The organism is Spirochaetales bacterium (genome assembly GCA_016930085.1).
Lineage (GTDB): Bacteria > Spirochaetota > Spirochaetia > SZUA-6 > JAFGRV01 > JAFGHO01.
In genome coordinates this window covers 1-23,648 of sequence record JAFGHO010000092.1, presented here as the reverse complement: position 1 = coordinate 23,648, position 23,648 = coordinate 1, and the positions used below count along the sequence as shown (strand labels likewise).

Annotated in this window: 17 protein-coding genes; 5 read left to right on the top strand and 12 right to left on the bottom strand. The window is 50.4% G+C overall.

Annotation, left to right across the window (positions count from 1 at the left end; translation table 11 throughout):
• Position 1 precedes the first annotated feature (1 nt).
• From JW881_15675 to JW881_15665, 3 genes are all read right to left on the bottom strand, one after another.
• Complete coding sequence (locus JW881_15675) at positions 2-364, bottom strand: AtpZ/AtpI family protein (GenBank protein MBN1698957.1); 363 nt, start codon at positions 362-364, stop codon at positions 2-4.
• Positions 361-744: a hypothetical protein gene (locus tag JW881_15670; GenBank protein MBN1698956.1), complete on the bottom strand. Its 384-nt coding sequence runs from the start codon at positions 742-744 to the stop codon at positions 361-363. Before JW881_15670 ends, JW881_15675 begins: the two co-directional genes overlap by 4 nt.
• A 268-nt stretch (positions 745-1,012) precedes the next feature.
• On the bottom strand, positions 1,013-2,410 hold the full coding sequence (locus tag JW881_15665) for a F0F1 ATP synthase subunit beta (GenBank protein MBN1698955.1): 1,398 nt from the start codon (positions 2,408-2,410) through the stop codon (positions 1,013-1,015).
• A 289-nt stretch (positions 2,411-2,699) separates the two neighbouring features.
• On the opposite strand from JW881_15665, the gene JW881_15660 reads away from it, so the two are divergent.
• Entirely contained in the window at positions 2,700-5,426 is a 2,727-nt protein-coding gene (locus tag JW881_15660; GenBank protein MBN1698954.1) for a cation-transporting P-type ATPase, read from the top strand.
• 42 nt (positions 5,427-5,468) lie between these two features.
• Here the strand turns inward: JW881_15660 and JW881_15655 are convergent, their stop codons facing one another.
• Positions 5,469-6,083, bottom strand: coding sequence for a zf-TFIIB domain-containing protein (locus JW881_15655; GenBank protein ID MBN1698953.1), 615 nt, complete (start codon positions 6,081-6,083; stop codon positions 5,469-5,471).
• Between the two features lie 417 nt (positions 6,084-6,500).
• Between JW881_15655 and JW881_15650 the strand changes: the two genes are divergently transcribed.
• Positions 6,501-8,180 carry a radical SAM protein gene (locus JW881_15650; protein MBN1698952.1) on the top strand — a complete coding sequence of 560 codons (1,680 nt, stop codon included), beginning with the start codon at positions 6,501-6,503 and terminating at the stop codon, positions 8,178-8,180.
• On the opposite strand, the gene JW881_15645 is transcribed toward JW881_15650, so the two are convergent.
• Both JW881_15645 and JW881_15640 read right to left on the bottom strand, forming a co-directional pair.
• Positions 8,120-9,463, bottom strand: coding sequence for a hypothetical protein (locus JW881_15645; protein MBN1698951.1), 1,344 nt, complete (start codon positions 9,461-9,463; stop codon positions 8,120-8,122). The genes JW881_15650 and JW881_15645 overlap by 61 nt on opposite strands.
• A gap of 44 nt (positions 9,464-9,507) precedes the next feature.
• Positions 9,508-10,512, bottom strand: coding sequence for a hypothetical protein (locus JW881_15640; GenBank protein ID MBN1698950.1), 1,005 nt, complete (start codon positions 10,510-10,512; stop codon positions 9,508-9,510).
• 252 nt (positions 10,513-10,764) lie between these two features.
• Between JW881_15640 and JW881_15635 the strand changes: the two genes are divergently transcribed.
• Positions 10,765-11,259 (top strand): glutathione peroxidase, encoded by a 495-nt coding sequence (locus tag JW881_15635; protein ID MBN1698949.1) that lies wholly within the window; start codon positions 10,765-10,767, stop codon positions 11,257-11,259.
• A 215-nt stretch (positions 11,260-11,474) separates the two neighbouring features.
• The gene (locus JW881_15630; GenBank protein MBN1698948.1) at positions 11,475-13,409 is read left to right on the top strand and encodes a hypothetical protein; all 1,935 of its coding nucleotides are present in this window, start codon (positions 11,475-11,477) and stop codon (positions 13,407-13,409) included.
• 82 nt (positions 13,410-13,491) lie between these two features.
• Here the strand turns inward: JW881_15630 and JW881_15625 are convergent, their stop codons facing one another.
• Complete coding sequence (locus tag JW881_15625) at positions 13,492-14,529, bottom strand: hypothetical protein (protein ID MBN1698947.1); 1,038 nt, start codon at positions 14,527-14,529, stop codon at positions 13,492-13,494.
• The gene (locus tag JW881_15620) at positions 14,526-14,990 is read right to left on the bottom strand and encodes a lamin tail domain-containing protein (GenBank protein ID MBN1698946.1); all 465 of its coding nucleotides are present in this window, start codon (positions 14,988-14,990) and stop codon (positions 14,526-14,528) included. The genes JW881_15625 and JW881_15620 overlap by 4 nt, the downstream gene beginning before the upstream one ends.
• A gap of 256 nt (positions 14,991-15,246) precedes the next feature.
• On the opposite strand from JW881_15620, the gene JW881_15615 reads away from it, so the two are divergent.
• The gene (locus JW881_15615; GenBank protein MBN1698945.1) at positions 15,247-16,572 is read left to right on the top strand and encodes a CotH kinase family protein; all 1,326 of its coding nucleotides are present in this window, start codon (positions 15,247-15,249) and stop codon (positions 16,570-16,572) included.
• A 16-nt stretch (positions 16,573-16,588) separates the two neighbouring features.
• On the opposite strand, the gene JW881_15610 is transcribed toward JW881_15615, so the two are convergent.
• The 4 genes from JW881_15610 to JW881_15595 all read right to left on the bottom strand — a co-directional run bounded on the left by JW881_15610 (position 16,589) and on the right by JW881_15595 (position 23,622).
• Entirely contained in the window at positions 16,589-17,236 is a 648-nt protein-coding gene (locus tag JW881_15610) for a carbohydrate binding domain-containing protein (GenBank protein MBN1698944.1), read from the bottom strand.
• Between the two features lie 123 nt (positions 17,237-17,359).
• Entirely contained in the window at positions 17,360-18,367 is a 1,008-nt protein-coding gene (locus JW881_15605) for a hypothetical protein (protein ID MBN1698943.1), read from the bottom strand.
• 25 nt (positions 18,368-18,392) lie between these two features.
• Complete coding sequence (locus tag JW881_15600; GenBank protein ID MBN1698942.1) at positions 18,393-19,118, bottom strand: hypothetical protein; 726 nt, start codon at positions 19,116-19,118, stop codon at positions 18,393-18,395.
• Positions 19,119-19,191: 73 nt separating this feature from the next.
• Positions 19,192-23,622, bottom strand: coding sequence for a caspase family protein (locus JW881_15595; protein MBN1698941.1), 4,431 nt, complete (start codon positions 23,620-23,622; stop codon positions 19,192-19,194).
• Positions 23,623-23,648: the final 26 nt, after the last annotated feature.

Below are 23,648 nucleotides of genomic sequence, written 5' to 3'. Positions count from 1 at the left end.
GTTATTCCTCCCCGTTTTTTTTCGCCGTGTCGTCCGGGAGGTCTCTTTCCCTCCGGATCGCTTCTTCTTCCTTTTTAATCCAGAACCAGGCATTAAGGCATCCCAGAATGATTCCCGCTGTGATCATCATCAGCGTCCATGAAAATCGTGATTTGAAGCTTGCATCGATCCATATACCGGCCAATGTCAGAACGATTGTCGGGACGGCGACAGACCATCCGATTAATCCGAACATACCCAGGCCGAACCATATATGATCGGGCCGGTGCCTGCGCGCGTATTCTTTTCTTTTTTTCCTGTTTCGTATTGTTTCGAGTACCGACCTGTTGTATTCTTTATTCAAATCGCCTTTATTCTTTGTCATCGATCGTACTCCAAAAGCCGTCTGGAAAAACTGATTTCGAGTTTCGCGAGAGCCGTTCGTACGTCCCTGTTTTTTTCTTCCCGTACCGCGAAGGCTTTCTCCATGGCGGTATCCAGGGTATGCAGATTTTCACCCTTAATCGCATAACGAACGGAAATCGATACATCGTCGGCTTTTTTAACGAGAATGCCGCTGTCGATACCGATATAGGTTTCCGAGTTCCCGTCGTCGAGGATAAGAATCCCCGGACTCAACGACATCGCGCAGTCGATATGGCGGGGATACATGGTGAATGAACCATGAGAAGCTTCGGATGAGATCTTTACGATCTCTTTTTCCATGAATATCCCTGTCGGTAAATTAATCCTCGCTTTCATCATACTTCTTCCGTCTGAATTTATAATCGCCTTGATCGATATCGTCTGTCGTCGTGAAATCGAACGAATACGGGTCGTATGTGTGATAAAAACTGAATCATATGCATCTCCCGATACATTCTAAGCGGCGCCGGTTCCGGTATAAATGGGCGGCTTCCCTTTTTTCCTGATCTGATTCCAGAAGGATCTCGGACCGCCGCTTGTTTCATGTACGTCAATTCCGTCAAGAACAGGCCGCCGCGCCAGGGTTTGCAGACGGGAACGTCCGGTATCAGGAGTCCTTGCGGATTTCATCTATCGTACCGATCATGTACAACGCGCTTTCGGGATAATCGAGAAAGGTTTCATCGAGAATCTTTTCACAGCCCGTTAATGCGTCACGGAGTGAAACATATCTGCCTTTGTGGTTTGTGAATTGTTCTGTGGTTGAAAACGGCTGTGTAAGAAAACGTTCGATTTGTCTCGCCTTTTTCACCGTTCGCCGGTCATGTTCGGACAGTTCATCCATTCCAAGCATGGCGATAATGTCCTTCAATTCCGCGTATTCAACCAGTGTCTTCCGAACCGCCCGCGCTATTGTATAATGCCTTTGTCCGACGATGTGCGGGACGACCATGGAGGAACCCGATTGAAGCGGATTGACCGCGGGGTAGAGACCTTCGGACGCTTTTTTTCTCGAAAGAACGAGAAAGGAAGACAGGTGGGAAAACGTATGAACGGCGGCCGGATCGGTAAAATCGTCTGCGGGTACGTAGACGGCCTGCACGGAGGTGATCGAACCTCGTTCGGTCGATTTGATCCGTTCTTCGAGTTCCGCGAGTTCCGTCCCGAGAGTCGGCTGATAACCGACACGCGAGGGAATCTTCCCGAGAAGACCGGAGACCTCCGAACCCGCCTGGACAAATCTGTAAATATTGTCGATCAGAAGCAACACGTTTTTGTTTTCTTTGTCACGGAAATACTCGGCGACGGTCAGGGCGGTATGGCCGACCCTGAAACGGACTCCCGGCTGCTCGTTCATTTGTCCAAAGACAAGGACAGCATTATCGAGTACGCCCGCTTCCCCTGTTTCCCTGTACAACTCCTCTCCCTCCCTGCACCGTTCACCAATGCCGCAGAAGACGCTAATCCCTTCATGGCCGCTTGCCATGTTATTGATCAACTCCATAATGAGGATTGTCTTCCCGACTCCGGCCCCGCCGAATAATCCGGTTTTGCCGCCCAGTTCAAGAGGCGACAGCACGTCGATCGCCTTGATCCCCGTTTCGAATATGGCCGACTGCGGTCTTGTGTCTTCGATATGTAATGCCGAGGGGTATATTCCCGTTCGTATCGTTTCCGGAATCGGTCCTTTTTTATCAATGGCATTTCCGAATACATCGATCATTCTCCCTTTCAGTACATTCCCGGCGGGGACGCTGATAGACCTTCCGGTCGCTTGAACGTCCATTCCCCTTTTCAGCCCCTGTGTCGGATGAAAAGCAATGCACCGGGAAATCGTGGCATCCGTCTGAACCTGAACTTCGAGCATGACGTCGTTGTCGCTGCCGGTGACAAGCAATTCTCTCAGGGATGGCGCGTAGTCCCGGAATTCGACATCGACCACGCTTCCCTTTACGGCGCGTATTTTCCCTTTATACTGCAATGCCTTAAGCGATTTGTCTTTCATCGGTCTTCCTTTTCACGTACGGAGAATACATTCATCCTGAAACAGTGTTTACTTTATTATCACGGAACAACAACGGAAAATCATTGAGTGAAAGTAACAAGTCATTGACGGAATTCCCTAATATCGATTGTTAACTGCCTGCGGGTATACATATTCAAAATAGGGAACGATGTCAACATATTGGAGAAATGAAACCGTGAAAAGAAATTCTTTTTTGTTGTACCATAAGCGAGGCGTCGACCCGATTGACAGGGAATCCCGGGCGGCATCGAATTTGTGTGAATTATGTATGGAAGAAAATAAGAATCATATAACATCGTATTACAATATGGATACGCCGTGGAGCCTTCACGTCAGGTCGGTGCTGCAAAAGTTACAGACCGATCCCTCCAAAGGATTGAACAGGAAGGCGGTTGCTTCGCGAACGCGCCTTTTTGGTCCGAACAGTATGAAGACGAAACAAAAGACGCCCGCAGCCGCTGTTTTTATCAATCAATTCAAGAGTATTATCATGCTTATATTGATGACGGCCTCCCTTCTGGCATTCATGTTTACCCATTGGACGGACGGGGTTGCCATCATCATCGCGATATTTCTGAACGCGGGAATCGGCTTTTTCATGGAATTGAAGGCCGTGAGAACAATGGAAAGATTGCAGCACCTCGATAAACGTAAAACGACGGTTCTCCGCGGAGGGAAGACGGTATCTGTTGCATCCGTGAAGGTGGTACCCGGCGATATCGTCCTCGTCGAAAGCGGACAGGGGATTCCCGCCGATATGCGGCTGATGGAATCGAATAATATAACGGTGAACGAATCGGCGCTGACGGGGGAGTCCCGCCCTGTCCTGAAAACGGCCGATACCCTTCAGGAAACAACGATTCTGGCGGACAGAAAGAATATGCTTTATAAAGGGACGTCCGTCGAGGCCGGCAGCGGCAAGGCAGTCGTGACCGGAACGGGAGAAGAAACGGAGTTGGGCGGGATAGCCCGCATGGTGGAAGAGGCGGAAACGGAGAAAGATCTTCTTGAAGAACGGATAAGGCGCCTTGGTCAAAAACTCATATGGCTGATTCTCGCTATCGTGGGGGTAAGCGGCGTGTCGGGAATTCTCATGCAGCGGGACATGCTGCTGATGATAAAGCTGATGATCGCCCTCGCCGTCGCGGCCGTCCCGGAAGGTTTGCCGATCGTCGAGTCCCTCGCCCTCGCCAGGGGGATGCAGCGCATGGCTAAGCGGCAGGCACTCGTCAGGCGGTTATCAGCCGTTCAGACTCTCGGTTCGGTCACCACGATTTTCACCGACAAGACGGGAACGCTTACGGAAAACAGAATGACGGTAACCAGAATCATTGTTCCGGGGCAGACTTTTTTTATAAAGGGAGACCGGTTCAACGGCGAAGACGGGAACGATGTATCGGCCGGCAGGGACTTTCCGTCACTCCTTCGCAGACTTCTCGAGACGGCGGTCCTCTGCAATAACGCAGTGCTGCCGGATAAAGAAGAACCGGAGACAGGGGCCGTCGGCGATCCGACCGAGATCGGTCTCCTTGAAGCCGGCAAAAAGGCGGATATCGAAAGGCCGTCACTGCTTGAAAAAAGTCCTGAAGTGAGGGAAGTCGCTTTCGATCCGGAATTGAAAATGATGGCGACGATACATGGATCGGAAGAAAAATTTTTTACCGCGGTAAAAGGCGCCCCCGTCGCCGTTTTGCCCGCATGTACGCGTTATTCGGACGTGGACGGGATGCATGAGTTGACCAGTGAATTGAGGAAAGAATGGCTTGATAAAAACGAACGGTTTGCCGCTGAGGGACTTCGGGTGCTTGCCGCAGCCGGAAAGGAAAGCGGGGGGGCTTTTGAAGCCCCGTATGAGGGTCTGGTCTTCTACGGGCTTTTGTGCATGATCGATCCACCGCGGGAGGAAATCAGGTCCGCTGTCCGGCAATGCCGGAATGCGGGAATCAGGGTGGTGATGGTCACGGGAGATCAGGAACACACCGCCCGCTACATCGCGAAAACCCTGGAATTGACTGACGGGGATATAAAGGTCATGACGGGAAAGGAACTCGAAAACGAAGAAGGCAACGGAGGGTTCCCGTCGGCCGGGGAAATAAGCCGGACCTCCGTGTTCGCCCGGATTACACCGGCGCAAAAGCTTGACATCGTATCACGTTTTCAGAAATCGGGTGAAATCGTCGCCATGACCGGGGACGGTGTGAATGACGCGCCCGCATTGAAAAAAGCGGATATCGGTATTGCCATGGGTAAACGGGGAAAACAAAGCGCCAGGGACGCATCCGATATTATTCTCCTGGATGATTCGTTCAACAGTATCGTCTATGCCGTAAAATACGGCCGTAGTGTTTTCAACAATATCCGGATGTTCGTTATTTATCTCATATCCGGCAATCTCGGAGAAATCATGCTAGTGACCCTGGCGTCGCTTCTCGGACTTCCGATACCGCTGCTGCCCCTTCAGATATTGTATCTCAACATGATTAATGACGTTTTTCCGGCGCTTGCTTTGGGATTGACCGGCGAAGACGAGAAAATAATGGGAGTCCCGCCGCGGGACACGAATGAAGCGATTTTAACGAAACGCAGCTGGATTCACCTTCTCGTTTTTGGATTCATTATTTTCGCCGCCGTATTCGGGGTATACGCAGTCGTACATTTTATATTCGGCATGGATCACGCTCACAGCAACACGGTGGCGTTTTTATCGATCGCATTTGCACGGTTATGGCATGTCTTTAATATGAGGGACGAGGATACGACATTGCGCGACAACCGGATCGTGAAAAACAGTTTCGTCTGGTGCGCCATTACCCTGTGTGTCGCGCTGATTCTGTTCGCCGTTTTTGTTCCCGGACTCTGCGCTTTTCTCGGATTACAGGCATTACCGCCTGCAGGGTGGGCAATCGCCGTTACCGCGAGTATCATCCCCTTTTTCGCGGGACAGACGCTTCTCTGGATACGGGGATATCTGAAACGAAAAAAGAAAGCGGGATGAAAAAAATCCGTCCCGGAACGGATCGAACCTGACCGCCAGCCCCTACGCATCGATATCGACATAACGTCCGAGTACACCGGCAAGAATTTCCCGGGCGGACTCTTCATGCCGCTTTTCGAGATAGAGGGCCGCGAACTCGCCGCTGTCCAGCCACACGCCGCCGCATACCGAACAGACATCGCTTGTGATACCGGCCTCGTAATGCCTGTGTTTGTCGAGTTCAGCGTCACATAGCGGACACCTGAGCGGGCGTTCCGGTTTGTCGTGAACCTTGTATAATAATTTTTCCCTGAAAAGCGCTGTTTTGTCGAGCCGTTTCTGCAACAGCCGTTCCAGTTCGCCGAAATCAAGCCATATGCCATAACATGCGGGGCAGTAATCGATGTAAATATTTTCAAGGAGGAGTGTTTTCATCTCGGCCGAGTCCATCGGACAGAATAATCCTCTGGATCGGTCTTTCTTCTCAGAAAAATCCGTCCGGTTCGTGTCGAGGGATGCTTCCCTGTTTTTTTCCGATTTTTTCCGTTTTTCAGGGACATTTTCTTCGTGCTCCCTCACCGGATGCGTGTTGTCGGTATTGACCAGTTTACCGATATCCTTGAAGGCTTTTTCCTTGATATAGAAATATTCATCCCTGATTATCGAATAATCGTCCATGCTTTCACCTGTTTACAGTGTACATCACTCGAGGAAAAAAGTGTAGAGAAAAACCTCATGATTCAAACGATTACGGCGGCGTAAGGTCTTTTTATATACCTTCGATAGATCGTTTATTACGACAATTGTCGTATTTCATTCATTGACGCGCACTCCGTGCCTGAATGCAGGCGGAAACGGCCGGATTTCGAGCGGACTCTTAAGGTGACGGTCAAAGACGTTACCCGTAACCTAACCAGGATGCTTAAAAAGGCCGGCATCTTGCCAAAATTCGGAAATATAGTTATTTTCTTGCTGCAGGAATATATCATGAAGCGAATACAACGATTATACGATATCGTTTTAGATTATCTATAAACCATCTCCTCCACACAATCAAAACACCCCTCTTTCAAGAAAGGCTGGAAGTGTCTACATATGAAGAATGAAAAACGAATCGTCCTGGTATTCCCTCCGAAAGTGCATCCGACATACATACCGTTTGGGATAACATCGATTGCCGCATATCTGAATCGGCATGTCCCTTGTATAGAACCGGTAGTTCTCGATCTCAATATCGAAGTCTGGAATCATTACGCGCACACAACGAACGATGTTTATGATTTCAGGTCGATACTTTTGCATCGTGATGAAGCTTTTTTCAATGAAACCGATTATAGAACCCGGATCCATCCGTTTATTCATCGTGTATCGAAAGAATGCGGTCGACTTCTCCTGGATGCAGCTGATTATTGCGATACGGGCCGTGAGTCGGAAGAATTTAAAGCGGTCACCGAAAGGCACCTGAAACAAATCGCCGGCTGTAAACCGAGGTTTGTCGGGTTTTCCGTCATGTATTATTCACAGCTTATCTATTCAATTGCCCTTGCAAAAAAAATAAGAACCCTCAATACAAACGGGGACCCCGGAATTATCATGGGCGGCGCCGCGATGTCGGCGCTTTCAAGCGATGACATCCTGTTGGCCTGCAACTGGATAGATGTCGTATTTACCGGTGAAGCGGAGATCGGGATCGCCGCATATTGTCAAAACAGGCCACTTGCGACGATTCCCGGTATCGTTTACCGGGCGGAAGGCAGGATCATCCGTTCTTCATACCAGGTAACACTCAGTCTGAAAACACTACCGGTTCAGGATTTCAGCGGATTGATACATACCGGAGGCTACGCCAATCCTGTTCCGGTTTTGCCCGTGCAATTATCGCGGTCGTGCAGATGGCGAAAATGCCGGTTTTGCGCCCATAATCATTCTTTCTCTGGTTATCGGATAAAGGATATCGGTAATTTTACGGGCGAACTGGAATCCCATATCGAAAAAAACGGGGCACGCCATTTTTATTTCACCGATCAGTATATCGATACGCATGATCTTCACCGTCTCGCAGACGCTTTGCTATATAAAAACCTGCCGATTTTTTTTCATTTCATGGGACGGCCTTCTGCGGATTATTCATACGACCTTTTTCAAAAACTATATCGGGCAGGCTGCCGCTGGATAAGCTGGGGAGTCGAAAGCGGTTCCCAAAGACTGCTTGATACGGCAAACAAGGGAACGTCCGCACGCCATATCGCCGCCGTGTTGCAGCAATCCCACGAGGCGGGGATCAACAATCTCTGCATGATGATTTTCGGTCTTCCCGGCGGCACCGACGAAGATCTCGAACTTACTTTCGAATTTATCGGTCGCGCGGCGCCGTATACGGACAGGTTCACCGAAAGCGGATTCGTTCTCTATAAAAACACCCCCTTTGCCGCAAACGCGCGCGCTTACGGGTTGATCATCGATGGGCGGGAAGTACTTTGTGCGGTTTCAGGACGCACGATCAGGTCGAACAGGCTGTTTTACAGGGAAGTATCCCGAACGGGTGTTCCGCGAAAGCCGCGAACGCACCATGAACTCTCCCTCTGGGAAACGCGCAAAAAATGGATGCCGGCCCCGTCGATATACGAGATACTCCCCGCCGAACATTACCTTCTTTATGCCTCACGTTCGCGGGGATATTCCCTGGATCAGGTCATCCTCGATAATCAGGTGCATCAAACCCGTTTGAGAAGCATCGCCGAGTACGGGGCGAGTGTCAGTTCGGATTGCGGATGATCGAAGAAAAACGTACGGTGAGGGCCGGTCAATTCGATGTATCGGCCGTGACACATGCAGCGAACACGGCTTTCTGCGCTGTCGGCATTGAGGATGACGACGATTTCCTCGTCCGCACGTGACCGGCTGAAGATGAATTGCAGGTGTGAAACGTAAAGCTGGCGGTAGCTTCCGGTTTGAAGCGCAGGGTGGGATTTTCTTGCCGCGATCAGTGTTTTAATCCACTCGTGCAGCGGATTATCGCGCGCCAGCCCGTTTATCTTTTCGGCGCTCAGTCGTGGACGTAAACCCGAATCATCGTGATTTTTGACGCCTTCGATGCCCGTTTCACTACCGTAATAGATCGAGGGAATACCGGGTATGGTAAAAAGAAGCGCGTAAAGTGTCGTGAGGTGATTGACGTCGGCGAGTCTGCTTGAAATCCTCTCGACATCGTGATTGTCCGCAAAATTATAGAGCATCAGGTTTTTGTAGATCCCCGAATTGCCGTATTGCCTGTTCAGCGAATAGGAGATTTCGAAGAAGTTGCGGTCGTTGTGTGAAGAATAAAGTCCCTTGTAGGTTTCATAATTGGTCGTACTGTCCAGCATTCCCGGATTCGCCCAGATGGTGTAATCGCCGTGGATCACCTCGCCCATAAGCCAGAAATCGGGGTTCAGGGAGCGGCAGTACGTTTTCAATTGCCGCAGGAAGGCATGATTCAGGTGGTAGGCAGCGTCGAGACGAAGACCGTCGATGCCGAATTCGGTTATCCATTTTTTGACCGCCCCGAAAAGGTGCCGGACGACATCGCCGTTTTCAAGGTTCAGTCTGGGGAGATTGTAGTGCCCTTCCCAGCAGTCGTAAGAAAAGGGATCGCCCGAGGGGCTGCGGCCGGAAAAATCGATTTTCGCATACCATCCGACATAGGGTGAGGTCTGTCCGTTGCGGACGATATCCCGGAACGCCCAAAAATGACGGGACGTATGGTTGAATACGCCGTCGACGATGATCTTGAATCCGTGATCATGGTATGTCCGGACCAGATCGGCAAGTGTTTCATTGGCCCCGAGTCTTCTGTCGACAAAATAATAATCGATAGTGTCATACCCGTGCGTGTCGGAAGCAAAAAGGGGCCCGAGAAACAGGGCATTAACCCCCAGGTCTTTCAGATACGGAATCCACTCCTTCAATCCCGCAAGGCGGACCTCCGTCGCTTTACCGTGTTCATTGGCAAACGGCGCGCCGCAGCAACCGAGGGGGTAGATATGGTAAAATATGGCATTATCACTCCAATGACTCATTTTCTTCTCCTTCCCGCTTTCGTCGATCTCTGAATAAACGCTTTTCAGGTGTTATCGGACAGCGTGCATTCAAGAATATGATAATCGCCGCAGGGAATGCATGCGGAAAGGGCAAGTCCGCTTTTTACAAGCAGACACTCGAATTCGTCTTTTGTCCGTTCCCTTCCATTCCCCATGACGAGCATTTCGATATCCATAAAAACGGCGGACGAACGGTTGCCGGAGTTCGGGATAAGCATTTCGATAACAAGCAGCCGGGTGTCCCGCTTCATCCCTTTTCCGCAATTGTCCAATAGTTTTCCGCAGCGTATATCATCCCAGTCATGTAAGATATTGACGAGAAGAAAAAGGTCCGAGGATTCGGGGACATCGTTGAAAAAATCAAAGGATACCGCGCCGCATATTTTTTCAAGCCCCGCTTTTCCGATTTCATCTCGTGTCTGCGGAATGACATGCGGAAGCTCCAGGATTGTACCTGAAAGCGAGGGGTAAGCCGAAAGGATCCCGGCGAGAAGGCCGCCCGTCCCCCCGCCGATGTCGGTGACCGTTCGAATTCGGGAAAAATCGTATGCTTCCAATAAAGATGAAACAATCGATTTTGTTTTTATTGAATTAGCCCTGTTGAAGATTGATGCGGCTTCGGGGTGTTGTGAAAGCCAGGTCGAGGCGTCCTTTCCGAATGCCAGTTCAAACGGACATTTTCCGTTGAGCACACCGTCACAGAGCATTTTCATTGCATCGGTATGCCATTCTGAAAGGAACATGAGCGCGATAGGGGCAAGCGAATCGGAAACAAGAAGACGGGATTTTTCCGTGTTACTGAAAATGCGGTCCCTTTCTTCACTGAAAATACCGACGTGAGCCAATCCCCTGAGTATGCGATAGAGGGAGGATTCATCTGCGCCGGTTTCCCGGGACAAATCGGTGACAGAACGGGATGAATCCAGTAACAGGTCGGGAATTCCCAGTCTGACCGCCGTATAAAGCGGGGCGGAAATCCATTGAGAGGTTATAATACGCATCATTTCGTCGATAATAGGTGATTCCATTGTTATCTCCTCGTGATTGATTATCAAGTTTCTTTCATGCAATGCTATTGCCTGATTTTCGTTTAATTCGGGAAGGTTCAAACCGGTATGTACACTGATTTAATAATGTTATGTAACTATACCAGGCTGCGTCACATCTGTCAAGCCTCATCAAATGATTTTCACTATTCCCCTCATGTAAAAAAGAAGGCTTGCCTATCGCCGTCAAAAGGGATAAAGTATTGTCATACATGAACCGGGAGGCCATGGGATATGGAACATACGATATATGATTTTACGGTTACCGACATCGACGGCAACGACGTGTCGCTTGAGCGTTTTAAAGGAAGCGTGCTGCTTATCGTCAATGTCGCAAGCAAGTGCGGTTTCACGCCCCAATACGAAGGACTTCAAAACATATACGAACACTACCGGGAGAGAGGATTATATATCCTCGGGTTTCCCGCGAATAATTTTCTCCGGCAGGAGCCCGGCAGTAACGAAGAAATCAAACAGTTTTGTTCGCTGACCTACAATGTCGGTTTTCCAATGTTTCAAAAGATATCGGTAAAAGGAAAGGATATCGCTCCATTGTACGGGTTTTTGACGGGAAAAAAAACCAATCCCCGTTTTCACGGTTCGATCAAATGGAACTTCACGAAGTTTCTTGTTGACAGAAAGGGCACGGTCATAGGCCGTTTCGAACCGAAAACAAAACCGGATGATGAGGCGGTAACGAAGCGTATTGAAGCGGCGTTGGGCGAATGAAATGCACGGAAAAGACCCGCGGCATGAACACATTACCGGTCGTTCACCCTCTCGTGACATGTCGCACTCAAAGATCTACAGGCGGGGAAAACGCCAACTTGAAACCGGCAGGTAAACTCGTCTTCTGTTTCTGTATTGTCTTTTTCCTTGTGACCTGTATGTCCGGCACAGACCGGCGAAGGAGTGATCGGGAGGGACCGGATACGGACAAAACGATGTCGAAAGCACTCGTCGGTTACTGGAGTTTCGACGAGGGACGGGGGACTTCCGTTCACGACGCTTCAGACAACGGCAATCACGGCGTTTTGAGGGGGAATCCCCTGTGGACAAAGGGTGTTATCGGGGGTGGACTGCAATGCGATCCGTCCGACGGAGTCGATTATGTCGAACTTCCCGATTCCGTTTCACTGACTGACATGGAAGGGGGCAGCTTTACGATATGTGCATGGTTTATGCCATTGTCGGTTCCCGAAGTAACCCCGGCATCCGGAAATCCTTCATTCGGTATCGTGATGCAGGAAGGGTATCATATCGGTCTGGCCTACGATTATGCCATGAAGTTTTCCATGTATCATTTTCTGGAAGGGGGAGTGTGGGCGGGCGTTACCTCGGAAACACCCCTCGAGCCCGGGACTTTTTATCATATTGCGGGCAGTGTCGACCGCGAAAACGGATTCGTCCGCCTTTATGTGAACGGATTGCTTTTCGGAGAACGGTTTTTCGATCCGGGAGCGATAGCGCAGCCGCTTGGCCGCAACCGGGTTCGTATCGGTATTGCCTCTCCTTCAAATCCCGATTATCCTTACCCGGCGCACGGTATTATCGATGAAGTGAGGATATACTCGGATGCGCTTTCGCATGCGCGGATAACGGCGCTGGCCGATAATGCGGCAAAAGCGGACATTACCGTTTTCGTTTCTGATACGGAACGACCCTTCCGGAATCACGCATACGGTGTTCTCGATTCACTTTCAAACAGCGAACCCCCCGATGAGTACATCGTCCCATTGAAGCCGTCGATCATACGGAGCACGAATTTGGACGTATATGAACGCGCCCGGCGTTTGCATGCGAAGTTTTTATATTTCTTCCCGGTCGCGTACGCGGCATTGTATCTGAAAGGCGGAAGCTTTGAAACGGGAATCGGAGACGGGAGATGGCCGGGCGACGGCGGCGACTGGGATGCCTGGGAGACGTGTGTCGGGGATACGGTGAAAAAGTCCCTTTCAAAAGGATATGACGGGGTTGTCTGGGATATCTGGAACGAACCGGACATACGGGATTTCTGGAAACGGAGCTGGAAGCAGTATCTCGAAACATACAGGCGCGGGGTCGTTGAAATTAAAAAACTCGACCCGGACGCGCTCGTTACGGGTCCGAGTTTGTCGGTGTTCGACAGGGAAAAAATAATCGACTTTCTTGATTATGCATCGCGTAACAATGTTCTCCCCGACATACTGAACTGGCACGAATTGACGCCGTCGATGATCGATACGATTCCAGGGCGCGTTCAATCGGTAAAGACTCATGTCGCTGAACGCGCCTATCCGGTTTCCCGTATCATGATCACGGAAGTCATCGACGCTTCATATCAGCATTCGCCGGGCCATGCGGTCGGCGTCATGGCGAAAATCCACCGTGCGGGGATCGAGGCGGCCGCCAAGAGCTGCTGGACGGAACCGTTTCCGAACGACGGTATAAGCAATTGCGGTATCTGTTCACTCGACGGCCTGCTGGATCCCGTCCATGGAAAGCCGAGGTCCGTCTGGTGGACGTTCAGGGAGTATGCGGATGTGGCCGGATACGAATGCGATGTCGTCGTTTCGAATACGCCGCTTGCCGTTGAGGGTGTCGCCGCTTATGATCCGGAAGCAGGTACGGTATCCGTCATTGTCGGCCGTTATATGAGACGGAACGGCGAAGCGAGAGACGTGCGGCTGGCCATTGCCTCCTTGCCGCCGGATTCGGCTTTGAACGGCATGGTGCGCGTTGTGATAAAGAAAATACCGTATACGGCAGGAAACAATTTATCCGCACCGGTTGCCGTCGCCGATTATATCGATGAAGTCTCAGGCGGACGGATCGTTATCGTATTACCGGAGGCGGGTGAAGACGATGCGTATATCGTCGTGCTTTCTCCGGTTCAATAAATTACCGTATAACGGATACGAGAACGCTACGATGCCCTTCGGATCGTTTGTATCGTGAAATGCGTCTGCTGCCCCGGGGTTTTCAGTATACAAGATGGACGACGGCGGAGACGATATTTTCGGAGGGGGCGCCGGATAGCGGGCAGGAGCACACATAGAGAAGTTTGAAGATAAGGATATCATCTTCGAGAAAATAGGCGGCAGCGCCTATCGATGTCGTCACCAGTCCCTCGTCACTGTCCGTGTCGAGAAGGCTTCTGTCGTACCAGTCCATGACGACCACCGGTTCGATGAAATCGTAGCGGTACGACAGAATCCCGAAAAGCCCGCGGCGCCAATCCATGGTCCGGTTGCTGACGTTTCTCATGCGAAGCCGTTCCATATATTCGATATGTAGCGATATGGTATGCAAGGCTGCCGGTTCCCATGCAAGTGAAGCGAACATTCCCTGGGCCAGGCCTTGCCGGGAGACGATATCGTTGACGTAATGATAATATCCGTAATAGCCGGCCCTGATATCGATTATATCATGTATCGAATGACGCATGAAGATCTTTCCCGTCAAAAGCAAGGCGGATTCTGCGTCTTCAGACACCGTTTCGAGTCTTCCCGAGGAAAGACACGCATCATAACCGAAAAGATTGAAGATATTTTCGCCCGACGCCATAATTCCGAGATCGCGGCCGCACGCGATTTTTTCCGTCGTGTCCGGGTGATCGATATACGGCCGCTCATCCGCGCCGTCGAACACTTCTTCACCAAAAGGCACCTTGAATCTGCCGATACGCATCGAGAGGAAATCGTGGAACCCGTAGCCGGCATAGAGGTCTTCCAGCTGAAGGAGGTAGACATCAGGTTCTCCGGACGGAGATTCTACGAATTCCATTGAGAGTTTGAGTGAAAGGGATTTATACAATTCACTCTTCAGGGAAAAGGAGATCGTTGAAAGAGATAATGTATATTGTTCATCATCGATTTCGTATTCTCCGGAAATCTCGTATCCCATGTGCAGGATTAATTCGGCGTCATTGTCGTCGACGAGTTTAAAACCGGCCGCACCCGCGGCATGTGCCGTCACAAGCAACCGGATAATAAAGAAAATAACGACGGTGTTTTTCATGGTTTGTTCGGTTTTCCTTTTGTCGGGTCGGGGAAGGTCATCCAGATCGCCCCGCCGTCCGGATGACGTCCGTATGACATGTCTTCGGGAACATGGAAACTGAGATAATCCACACTGTCGATGACCGTTGTTCCTCCCGGTGTGGTGAGGATCACCGCCTCATCGTTATCCAGACGAAAATCGATCTGTATCTCCGCTTCGGGATTGTTCGCTTCGACAACCAGGAAACCCTCTTTTTCGATAATCGTACCGTCGGGGAATGCCCATTTGAGGGGTTTCGAGAAGGTATCGCTCAAATAAAAACCGGAGAGGTCGATTGCAGTATCGGTCGGATTGTATAGTTCTATCCAGTCCGATGAGTCCGAGGAGGCGGCGACGAGTTCATTGATGAACAGGTATCCCTCGAGATCGGCATGTATGCGTTCCGCACCGTATTCCCCTGCACAGCCATAAAGGTTCATCAGTAATACGATGCAAGTAAAAAGGCCTGATGTGAATTCAGGTAAATGAAACCGTTTATTCATAATTGTTATGCTTTCCAAAGACAGCCTTATCGGGTATGTCACGTTACTATACCATATCCGGGGGCTTTATGCAATAAAAGAATACGAAGACGGCATATCAGTCCGAATGGCGGGTGTCTGAAAGGATGAAAAAATTGAAAAATAAACGTTTAGATAGTATATTAGCAATGTGCGCAGATATGGCCGCGGCTTTTTGATAATAATCGTATATCTGGTGCTCTCTTCATGTACACCCTACGATTTCCCCTCCATGAAACCCGTTCCCTTTGTCCCCGTCGCTTATCAGGGATATATCGATGATGAAGCCGCTTTCTTTTTTGGACCGCAGGAAGATGTGTACCGTATCGAGGTCGATGTTGCAGAGGATCTTTTTGATTGGGATAACGATGACGGGGTGGATTATACCTATCTCGCAAGCGACCATTTTTCTCCTGCCGTGTTTTCCTTCTACTGGAGCGAGGAAGGGTACGGTACACCTGTCGTGATCGAAGGTATCGGAATGAGGGGCAGGGGCGGATATTCATTCGACAATGCGACGAAAAAGAAATACAAAATAATTTTCCCCGACGAGGGAAATCTTTTTATGGGTTTAAAACGGATAAATCTTAATTCGAACTATGGCGATAACTCGATGATGAGGGAAAAGCTCGCATACGATCTGTTTAACGCCGCGGGGATTCCTTCCGGAAGAACGGCCTATGCCCGGTTGTACATCAATAATGAATATAAAGGCCTGTATCTGGTCGTCGAGCAGGTGAAACACCGTTTTTTCGAGTCGCGTTTCGGGAATCCCGTCGGTAATTGTTACAAGGACAACTGGAGTGAACTCAGCTGGGTTTCTGCAGACCGGCAATCCTATATCGCAACCGCCGCGAATCCTTCCCCCGCACTCGAAATAATGACAAATGCGGACAGCTTCGATTGTACCGATATTGCCGGGTTCATATCGGTATTGAACAATACGGTGGACGGCAGTTTTGAAGAGAGGATACAGTATTATTTCTGTGTCCATGAGTTTCTCTCCGCGCTCGCAATCAATGCACTCATCGGAACGATCGATGATTACTGGTACTATGCGCATAATTTCTTCCTCTATAATTATGGCGGGCGATTTATGTGGATACCCTGGGACCTCGATCACTGTTTCGGGGCTATGTGGGCGGGATTCGAAGTGGAGACCTCCGACGTTTATGCGTTCGAACCAAGAAATACAGATAGTTCCGAGGGCAGGCGGCCGTTGATCGACAGAATCCTGCTCGTTCCCTCGTTTCGCCAGTATTACCGGCAATGCCTGAAATATCATATCGAACATTTTTTCAATGAAGACTACCTCTATCCCCGTATCGAAAGGATCAAAGCCCTTATCGTTGATGCCGCGCTGGAAGATACGTATCAGAATATCACGGAATCGGATCTCGATAATGCGATCGAGGTAAACTTTTCATGGGTTCACGGTATCAAACCCTATATCACGGCGAGAAAAGATTTTGTTCTTCAAGATGTCGAAGACTCTTATTGAGCGGGTGTAAAATTCTCTATGGGTCTGATTCCACAAGCATGATATTGTCCAGCCAGACATTATTATTATCAGCTCCAAAATTAAATATAAGCCGTGCGGCCGGGTCGGTGATCTCGTTCATCACACATTCAAGGCCGTCGTAATGCGTCATGGTGTTCGACAGATTGACGACAAACCAGCCGTATCCCGTGTAATTGTTGCCGTCGCCGTTATTGTCCCTGTCGTTTTCCTGTATCCCGATATCGATAATCCTCGGTGAAGCCGCACGTGCGTCAAACGACAGGCTATATTTTTTATTGGCTACGATAGTAAGCGAATGCTGATACAATTGAATATACCAGCTTGTATCCCTTCCGTCGGTAATATCGATGAGACATGCACCCGAATCCAAAGCGATCGATGCGTTTGTCCCTTCACCGGTATTGATCCATTGCGACCACCTGTCCATGCCGTTATCAAAATCGGCATTGTAGATCATGTTTCCGTCCGGGGGGATGGTGGGGGTCGGTGAGGGTGAAAGAACGGGAGGGAAGGTCGGGGTGGGGGTGGGCGCATCGAACGGTCCTTCGAAAGAAGCAGGCGGGAAAGAGAGGTCGCAGCAGAAAAAAACAAAGAGTATGAGTGTAAGCGCCGTGAAAGCGGTAACAATGAGGGTATTTTTCATAATCCGGTCCCGTTCGTATTAATAATACCACTTTTCATCAGAAACCGGCCATAGGTTAATAAAAAAATCGCGGAAATCCCCGAAAGAAATATAACGGCAGCCGGCCGGCGAGGTTCGACGGCGTCAGCAAAAACCGTTTCTAAGACCGACATAGTATTGCGCGACCAGGAGTGCGTCCACGATATCGATCCGGCCGTTACAGTCGGTATCTGCTGCGTTTGCGGGAAAGCCGGACGGTCCGAGTCCCACGTAGTACCGGGCTATCAGGAGGGCGTCGACTATATCGATGCCGCCGTTTCCGTTGACGTCGCCTTTGGTGATTTCCGGTTCGACAATTCCGGGCAAAAGACCGAGCATCGCATCGGCAAAGGCCTCGCCCATCAGGATCAATCCCGCGGCTTGATAGTGGGAACCGTCCGAAGGGAACCCGTCGCAGTCGAAAATTCCGACATCGGGAAGCTCCGCCGCAACCGCTGCCTGGGCTTCGCGTACGACCTCGTATTCCTGCCAGACATCGGTGCGTTCGATCATGGCGATGACAAACGGCATCTGCGGGACGCCGAACTCCGCCCTCACGTCATTGATGAAACAGGTGAGGTTTGTCTTGTACTCGCTTGCGGGGTAGATATTACACGCGTCCGATTCCCCCTGCATCCAGCACATACCCGCGATCCCGGCTCCCCCGCCTGAAGGGAGTGTATTCAACGCGTTCCGTACATGATCGACGAACTCGGTGTAGAGGTTTCCCAATGTTCCGCCGGCTGAAGGGGGACGCCAATCATAGGCGAGACTGGACCCGCTCCATGCGACCTTGATGAGTGCGATTGTCTTTCCGGGAAGACCCCGCGATATATCGCGGCCGAATGTTACCTCCGGACCGAACGACCCGGTCTGCGCCCCGACACCAGGCTGTAACGTCGTCCAGCCGTATTCCGATGTTCCTGCCGTATAGATGAGAACATTCACCTGTTCCGCTTTCAATGCCTCAGGCAGATCCATAATGTTTCCCGTCCCGACCATGTTGGACTGTCCCGCGAGGATAAATACGACGGGACCGCCGTTTTGCGCTGTGAGGATGCGGCAGACAAACAAAAAAGCCGCCATACACAGAAAACGGTTGTTTTTTATCATGATTTTCTTACTCCTGCTTCCATTATTATTGACGCTCTCTATTAAACGGGTTCGTTTTCGCTGCGAAAAGGAAAAAATACGGATAATGCTTCTGAATAAACGACATGTAACCCAGCCACTGGAAGATCAGATGCCGGTATGCCCGTTCGATGTCCTGTTTCGTGTGTGAGCGATCGTCTTCGGAAAGGCGGGATAGATCGCGCGCTGCGAGTTCCTCGGTGATATGGAAGATCGCCATGATGGTTTCGGTAAACGACTGATGTTCGAGAAGGTTCGGATTTTGAAGCAGGTTGAGGAGGAAATGCCGTTTTTCACTGAGAAAGTGTGAGAGTTCCGGCAAATCGACAGTCGCGATATCGATATTCGCATTGTATGTTTTCATGAGGGTTTTGATCGCTTTGAAATCGGTCTTTTTCGTACAGTCTTCGATAACAAGATATTTTCGTACCTGATTCAGGTTTCTGTCGCAGGCCGAAAATTGTTTCAGTACGTCTTTTCCGAACTCGCTGAAAAAAGTTTCGATAACCATATTGAGTTTCTCTAGTTTTTCCCGTTTCTCCTTGCGGCTGAGGAGGTTTTCAATAACAAGACTGACAAGGAGTACCTCGAGGGGAAGAAAGGCGATATCTCCGAGGAGGTAGATGAATATATGATGTGAATCATGAAACATCAGATAATGAAAAAAGTACAATACGACGGAAGCTGAAATCAAAAGCAGGGCGATAACAATTTTGCTTTTAATGAATGACATGACGATTTCCTTTGATTACGCGATGTCTTGTTCACATTATTTTCTCACATTCCATGCATTTATTCAACCGGTGCTATTGATTTTCTTCCACAAGCGGAAAGCCCAGTTTGATGAAAATATTGTCCCTGTCGACCGTGGGGTTCTGCAGGCCCCCGCTCCGTTTGGAAACCGCGCCGATCACATATGTTTTCAGTTCATCCATCGAAATCCTCATGTCCCCGTTCGTATCCGTTTCCCCGGCTGAGAGGGCTTCGAGAAGTGCTGCGGTGAAAAAGCCGTTTCCGTTTTCCATATAGACGCCGGGTTCGTAAGAATATTCTCCCCCGCGTGAACTGGAAAAAACAATCGCCCCGGTTCTGCGGAAGATATCGTTGTAGATGAACCGGTTTTTGTTCAAGAGGTAAGTCCTGCCGTCTGCACGCATCATTCCCGTTTGTTCCCGTTTACCCTCCCTGAGGCGGATAATCGCCCTCGGTCTGATTCCCTCGATTTCCGAGGCAGTCATGAAATCATCGACATAGTTTTCGTCGACTTCACCGGATTCGCAGGTGTCCATGAGAAAGAGTTTTTTTCTCGGCTTGATGTCGTCGAGAATGTCTTCGATCAGGCCGAATTCGGCCGCACTGCCGGCAAGATCGGAAACATCCGTCTCATTCGTGAGGAAATAATAGGTTGCCTCGGCGTTCCGTTCATGGACGCCGTGGCCGGAAATAAACAGCACGACCGTATCTTCGGGTTGTGCATCATCGAGAAATGACGTCGCCTCTTTAATGGCCCGTACCGTACAATCGGTGTCGGTCACGGTGCGGCAGTAAATATTCTCAAAACCGTCGCGCATTTTTCCAAAAAGGGATGCAAGGTCTTCGACGTCCTTGCGGGGGTAGAGGAGGTTCAGTAACGGGTCCCGGTAGTTCGACACGCCAAAGCCGATAAAATAGAGATCGCCCCTTTCAATGCCTTTATGATCGATGATCAGAAGATCCCTGTAGGACTCGGTGAGTTTTTCGTTGATACAGCTTACTTCGATTTTGGTCCTCCCCGGTGTCAGCTCGAGCATTCTGTGTGCGTACACCCGTCTTCCGCTTTTTTCGAGGATGTGGCCGCCGGAACCGAAGACGGGGACGTCATTGACGAAAATATTATAGCCGGTAATATCGTAACGTGAGTCGCTTAACGTGAACTCGAGAAAAAGACGATTGCCGGACTTTCGCGTCCCGGTAATCACGGCGCGGGGAACATGGTAATCATGGACCGATGTTGTCTCAATATAAAGGCGATAAGGAGGTATCCGGAGGAGATCAAGTTTTTCCCCGTATGACAGATCACGGGAACGGATCACCGTATCACCTTCCCGGAAAGCGTAGCACGATGAAAGAAGATCCTTCCATACCGCGTCAGTCACTTCTTCAAGTATCTTCCTGAAAGCGGAGAGGGGTATCCGGTCGGGGACGTAATCGTTTTTCAGCAGGCGTTTTATATATTGCATCCGGAAGTGCTGCATTTCGGCATCTTCGGCGATATCCGCGCTTTCAAGCACGATATCGGGCCTGTTTTTGAATGCGGAAAACTGGTCGATACCGTATGCGTTCAAACCTTCTACCATATTGATCAACTCACCCCCGCCGCGGGATGAGTCGAAGTACCCGGTATCCGTATAGGATATCCATTCATCGCCTTCACTGAGTATCGCGAATCCTTTTCCCGTTTGCGTATTCCAGATGCGGAGTGTCGCGTCATAGCCGGTGCTTGCCAGAAACCTTCCGTCCGGACTGAAATCAAGGTCCTCGATTTTATCGTGATGGCCGGAAAGGACCATTACCTCTCCCGTTTCGACATTCATCAACCGTACCGTCGTGTCGATGGAACCTGAAGCGAGAAGCCGCGAATCGGGTGAAAAGGTGATTCGGGCGATACCGTTCGTATGACCCCTGAAATCGCGGATGAGTCTCCCCGAGATGTCGAACACCTTTACCGCATGATTTCCATTGCCGAATGGATCGTCGGCGGTTGCGGCCACATAGCGGCCGTCCGGACTGACGGCGAGGGAGCGTATATAATCGAAAGGCCGTTTGAAGTCTTCTATCTCGTCCTGGTACCGGATACGGTTGCGTTCTTTTCCGTCGAGACCGTAAAAGACTATCTCCGTTTTTATACCGAGGACTATGTGTGTGCAGTCCGGTGTAAACCCGATGGCTTCCGCACTCGAATCCGGTTTGCCGAAATCATGGAGGATCCCGCCGTTCATATCCCGGAGGCAGACGGTATTATCGAATGCCGAGGAGAGGATCATGCGCCCGTCCGGACTTATCTTCAGATCGTTGAATCCCGTTTCATGGGCCTGGAAGGACGAAAGCAGTCTTCCTTCCCTGTCCCACAACCTTATTTTACCGTCGCCCGAACCGGACGCGAGGATTGTGCCGTCCGGGTTGTAATCGAGGACACCGACATATTCGGATGTCGGGTCGATCGATGAATAGAGTGCCCCGGAAGTTTCCCAGAATGAGATCCGGTCTTCATTCGATCCTGTCGCGATGATATTTCCCGCGGGACTCCATGCGCAACAGTAAAGGAAGTTCCAGTTGGCTTCGAAGGTACGGATGAGGGAACCGTCCAGGGTCCAGAGTTTAACCGTCCCGTCCTTGGAGCCTGATGCCAGTATATGTCCTTCCGGCTCGAATGAAACGGTCATGACGCTGTCGATATGACCTTCCATGATATTGAGAAGTTTTCCGGCACGAGTCCAGAGCTTCACGGTATTGTCTCCATCGCCGCCTGAAAAGGCACCCGATGCCGTTGCAAAGAGTTTTCCGTCGGGGCTGAAGGCGATATCGTTGATGCTGTCGGTGCTTCCGCCGATAATGCGGGGCGGGTTTCCCGATTCTTCCGGATTCCAGAGAATGATCTCCCCATTCTTCGAGCCCGATGCGATTGTCATGCCGTCGGGACTGAGGGCCACACAATTGACCGCATCGATATGTTCTGTCATTTCCGCCAGCAGCACGCCGTCCGGGTTCCAGAGCCTGACCGCGTTATCTCCCCGGCCGAGGAAGAAATGGCCGTGTCCGGTAACAAAAAAAGAGCCGTCGGGACTCCATGCGATATCGTTGATCCGTTCCATATTTTCGATCTCGACGGTTTTACGGCAGTCCCCTTCGACAGACCAGAACTTTATCATCACGTTATTACTTGCCGTCGAATCGAAGGACACCTCGTCATTCGATTCGGCTTTGTAAAATGTCGAGGTCGTAACGAGACTCAAACCGTCAGGCGCCGCTGCGATCGTATCCACGTCATCCGGGTGAGCGGATTCGATTGTCGAAAGGAGTCTCCCCTCCATGTCCCAGAAACGGATCGTACGATCCTGGCCCGCCGACGCGATGAGGTTGCTTCCGGGAATAAAGACGGCCTTGTTTACGTCATCCGTATGGGCCTTCATTATTCTGAGAAGCCTTCCGTCCGTCCGCCAGAGTCTGATTGTGTTGTCAAGGGATGCGGTGAGGATAAGGTTTCCTTCACGATTGTAATCAAGGCCCCAGACGGCATGGGAGTGGCCCTGCTGCACGACAAGTTCCGCCTCTTTTGTATGATCGGATGGGAAATGTCTCCCTGCAGCGCGAGCCCGGGTAAGGAGATAATTTTCGGCTGACCATGGCAATCTGCCGTTTTCCTCCCAGATGAAAAAATATCCATCCGGACTGCCGTCATATCCGGCGAGACCGGATGGCGTGGTATAACAATAATACGCGCACGCTTTCTTCATAGTGTCGTTTCCGGTAAGGGAGTAATACCGGCCGAGTAATGAGTAGAGGATGCCATGGGGATAATCGATGCCGTTCAGGAGGTCCATGCTTACGAGCGAGTGGTCGATATTTTTGAAAATCCCGGTTTCGTCGGGCTTTTCCATGGCACAAGCGAGGAACCAGAGGCATGTGTATGCCCCGCTATGTCCGGGATCGCTTTTCGTGAAGAGGAGAATGTCGTCATAGATTTCAGGGAGGTAGTCGAAGACGCGATTATGGAAGCAGTGGTTGATAATGATAAGCAATGAGCGGAGTGCATCGGTATTACTGCGTTGGGTAAGGTGTGAGAGAAGTCCGAAATAGACGGGTCCCATCAGGCTATGATCGGCTTCATATCCCCTGTTTGCCGCCTCTATCGCCCCTTCATAATTTTCCTCTGCATAATGAAACGAGGAAAGATACCAGTAAACGACAGCCTTCGCCCCGTTGTCTTCGAGCTTTAAAAGTGCCTCGTCCAGCAATGAGACCGCCTCATCCTTCTTCCCGTCCTTGAAAAAGGCGGAGGCATAATACGCATAGAGATAACCGTCCGGATAGGGATAATGATCAGCGACGGGCCGATAACATTCCCGGGCTTCGTTGTATCGGTCTAGAAAATAATACGAGTTTCCCTTGTACCAGAGAAGAACGAGAAGAATTTCAGCCTCCACGGAAATTCCGTCCTCCACGGAAATTCCGTCCTCCACGGAAATTCCGTCCTCCACGGAAATTCCGTCCTCCACGGAAATTC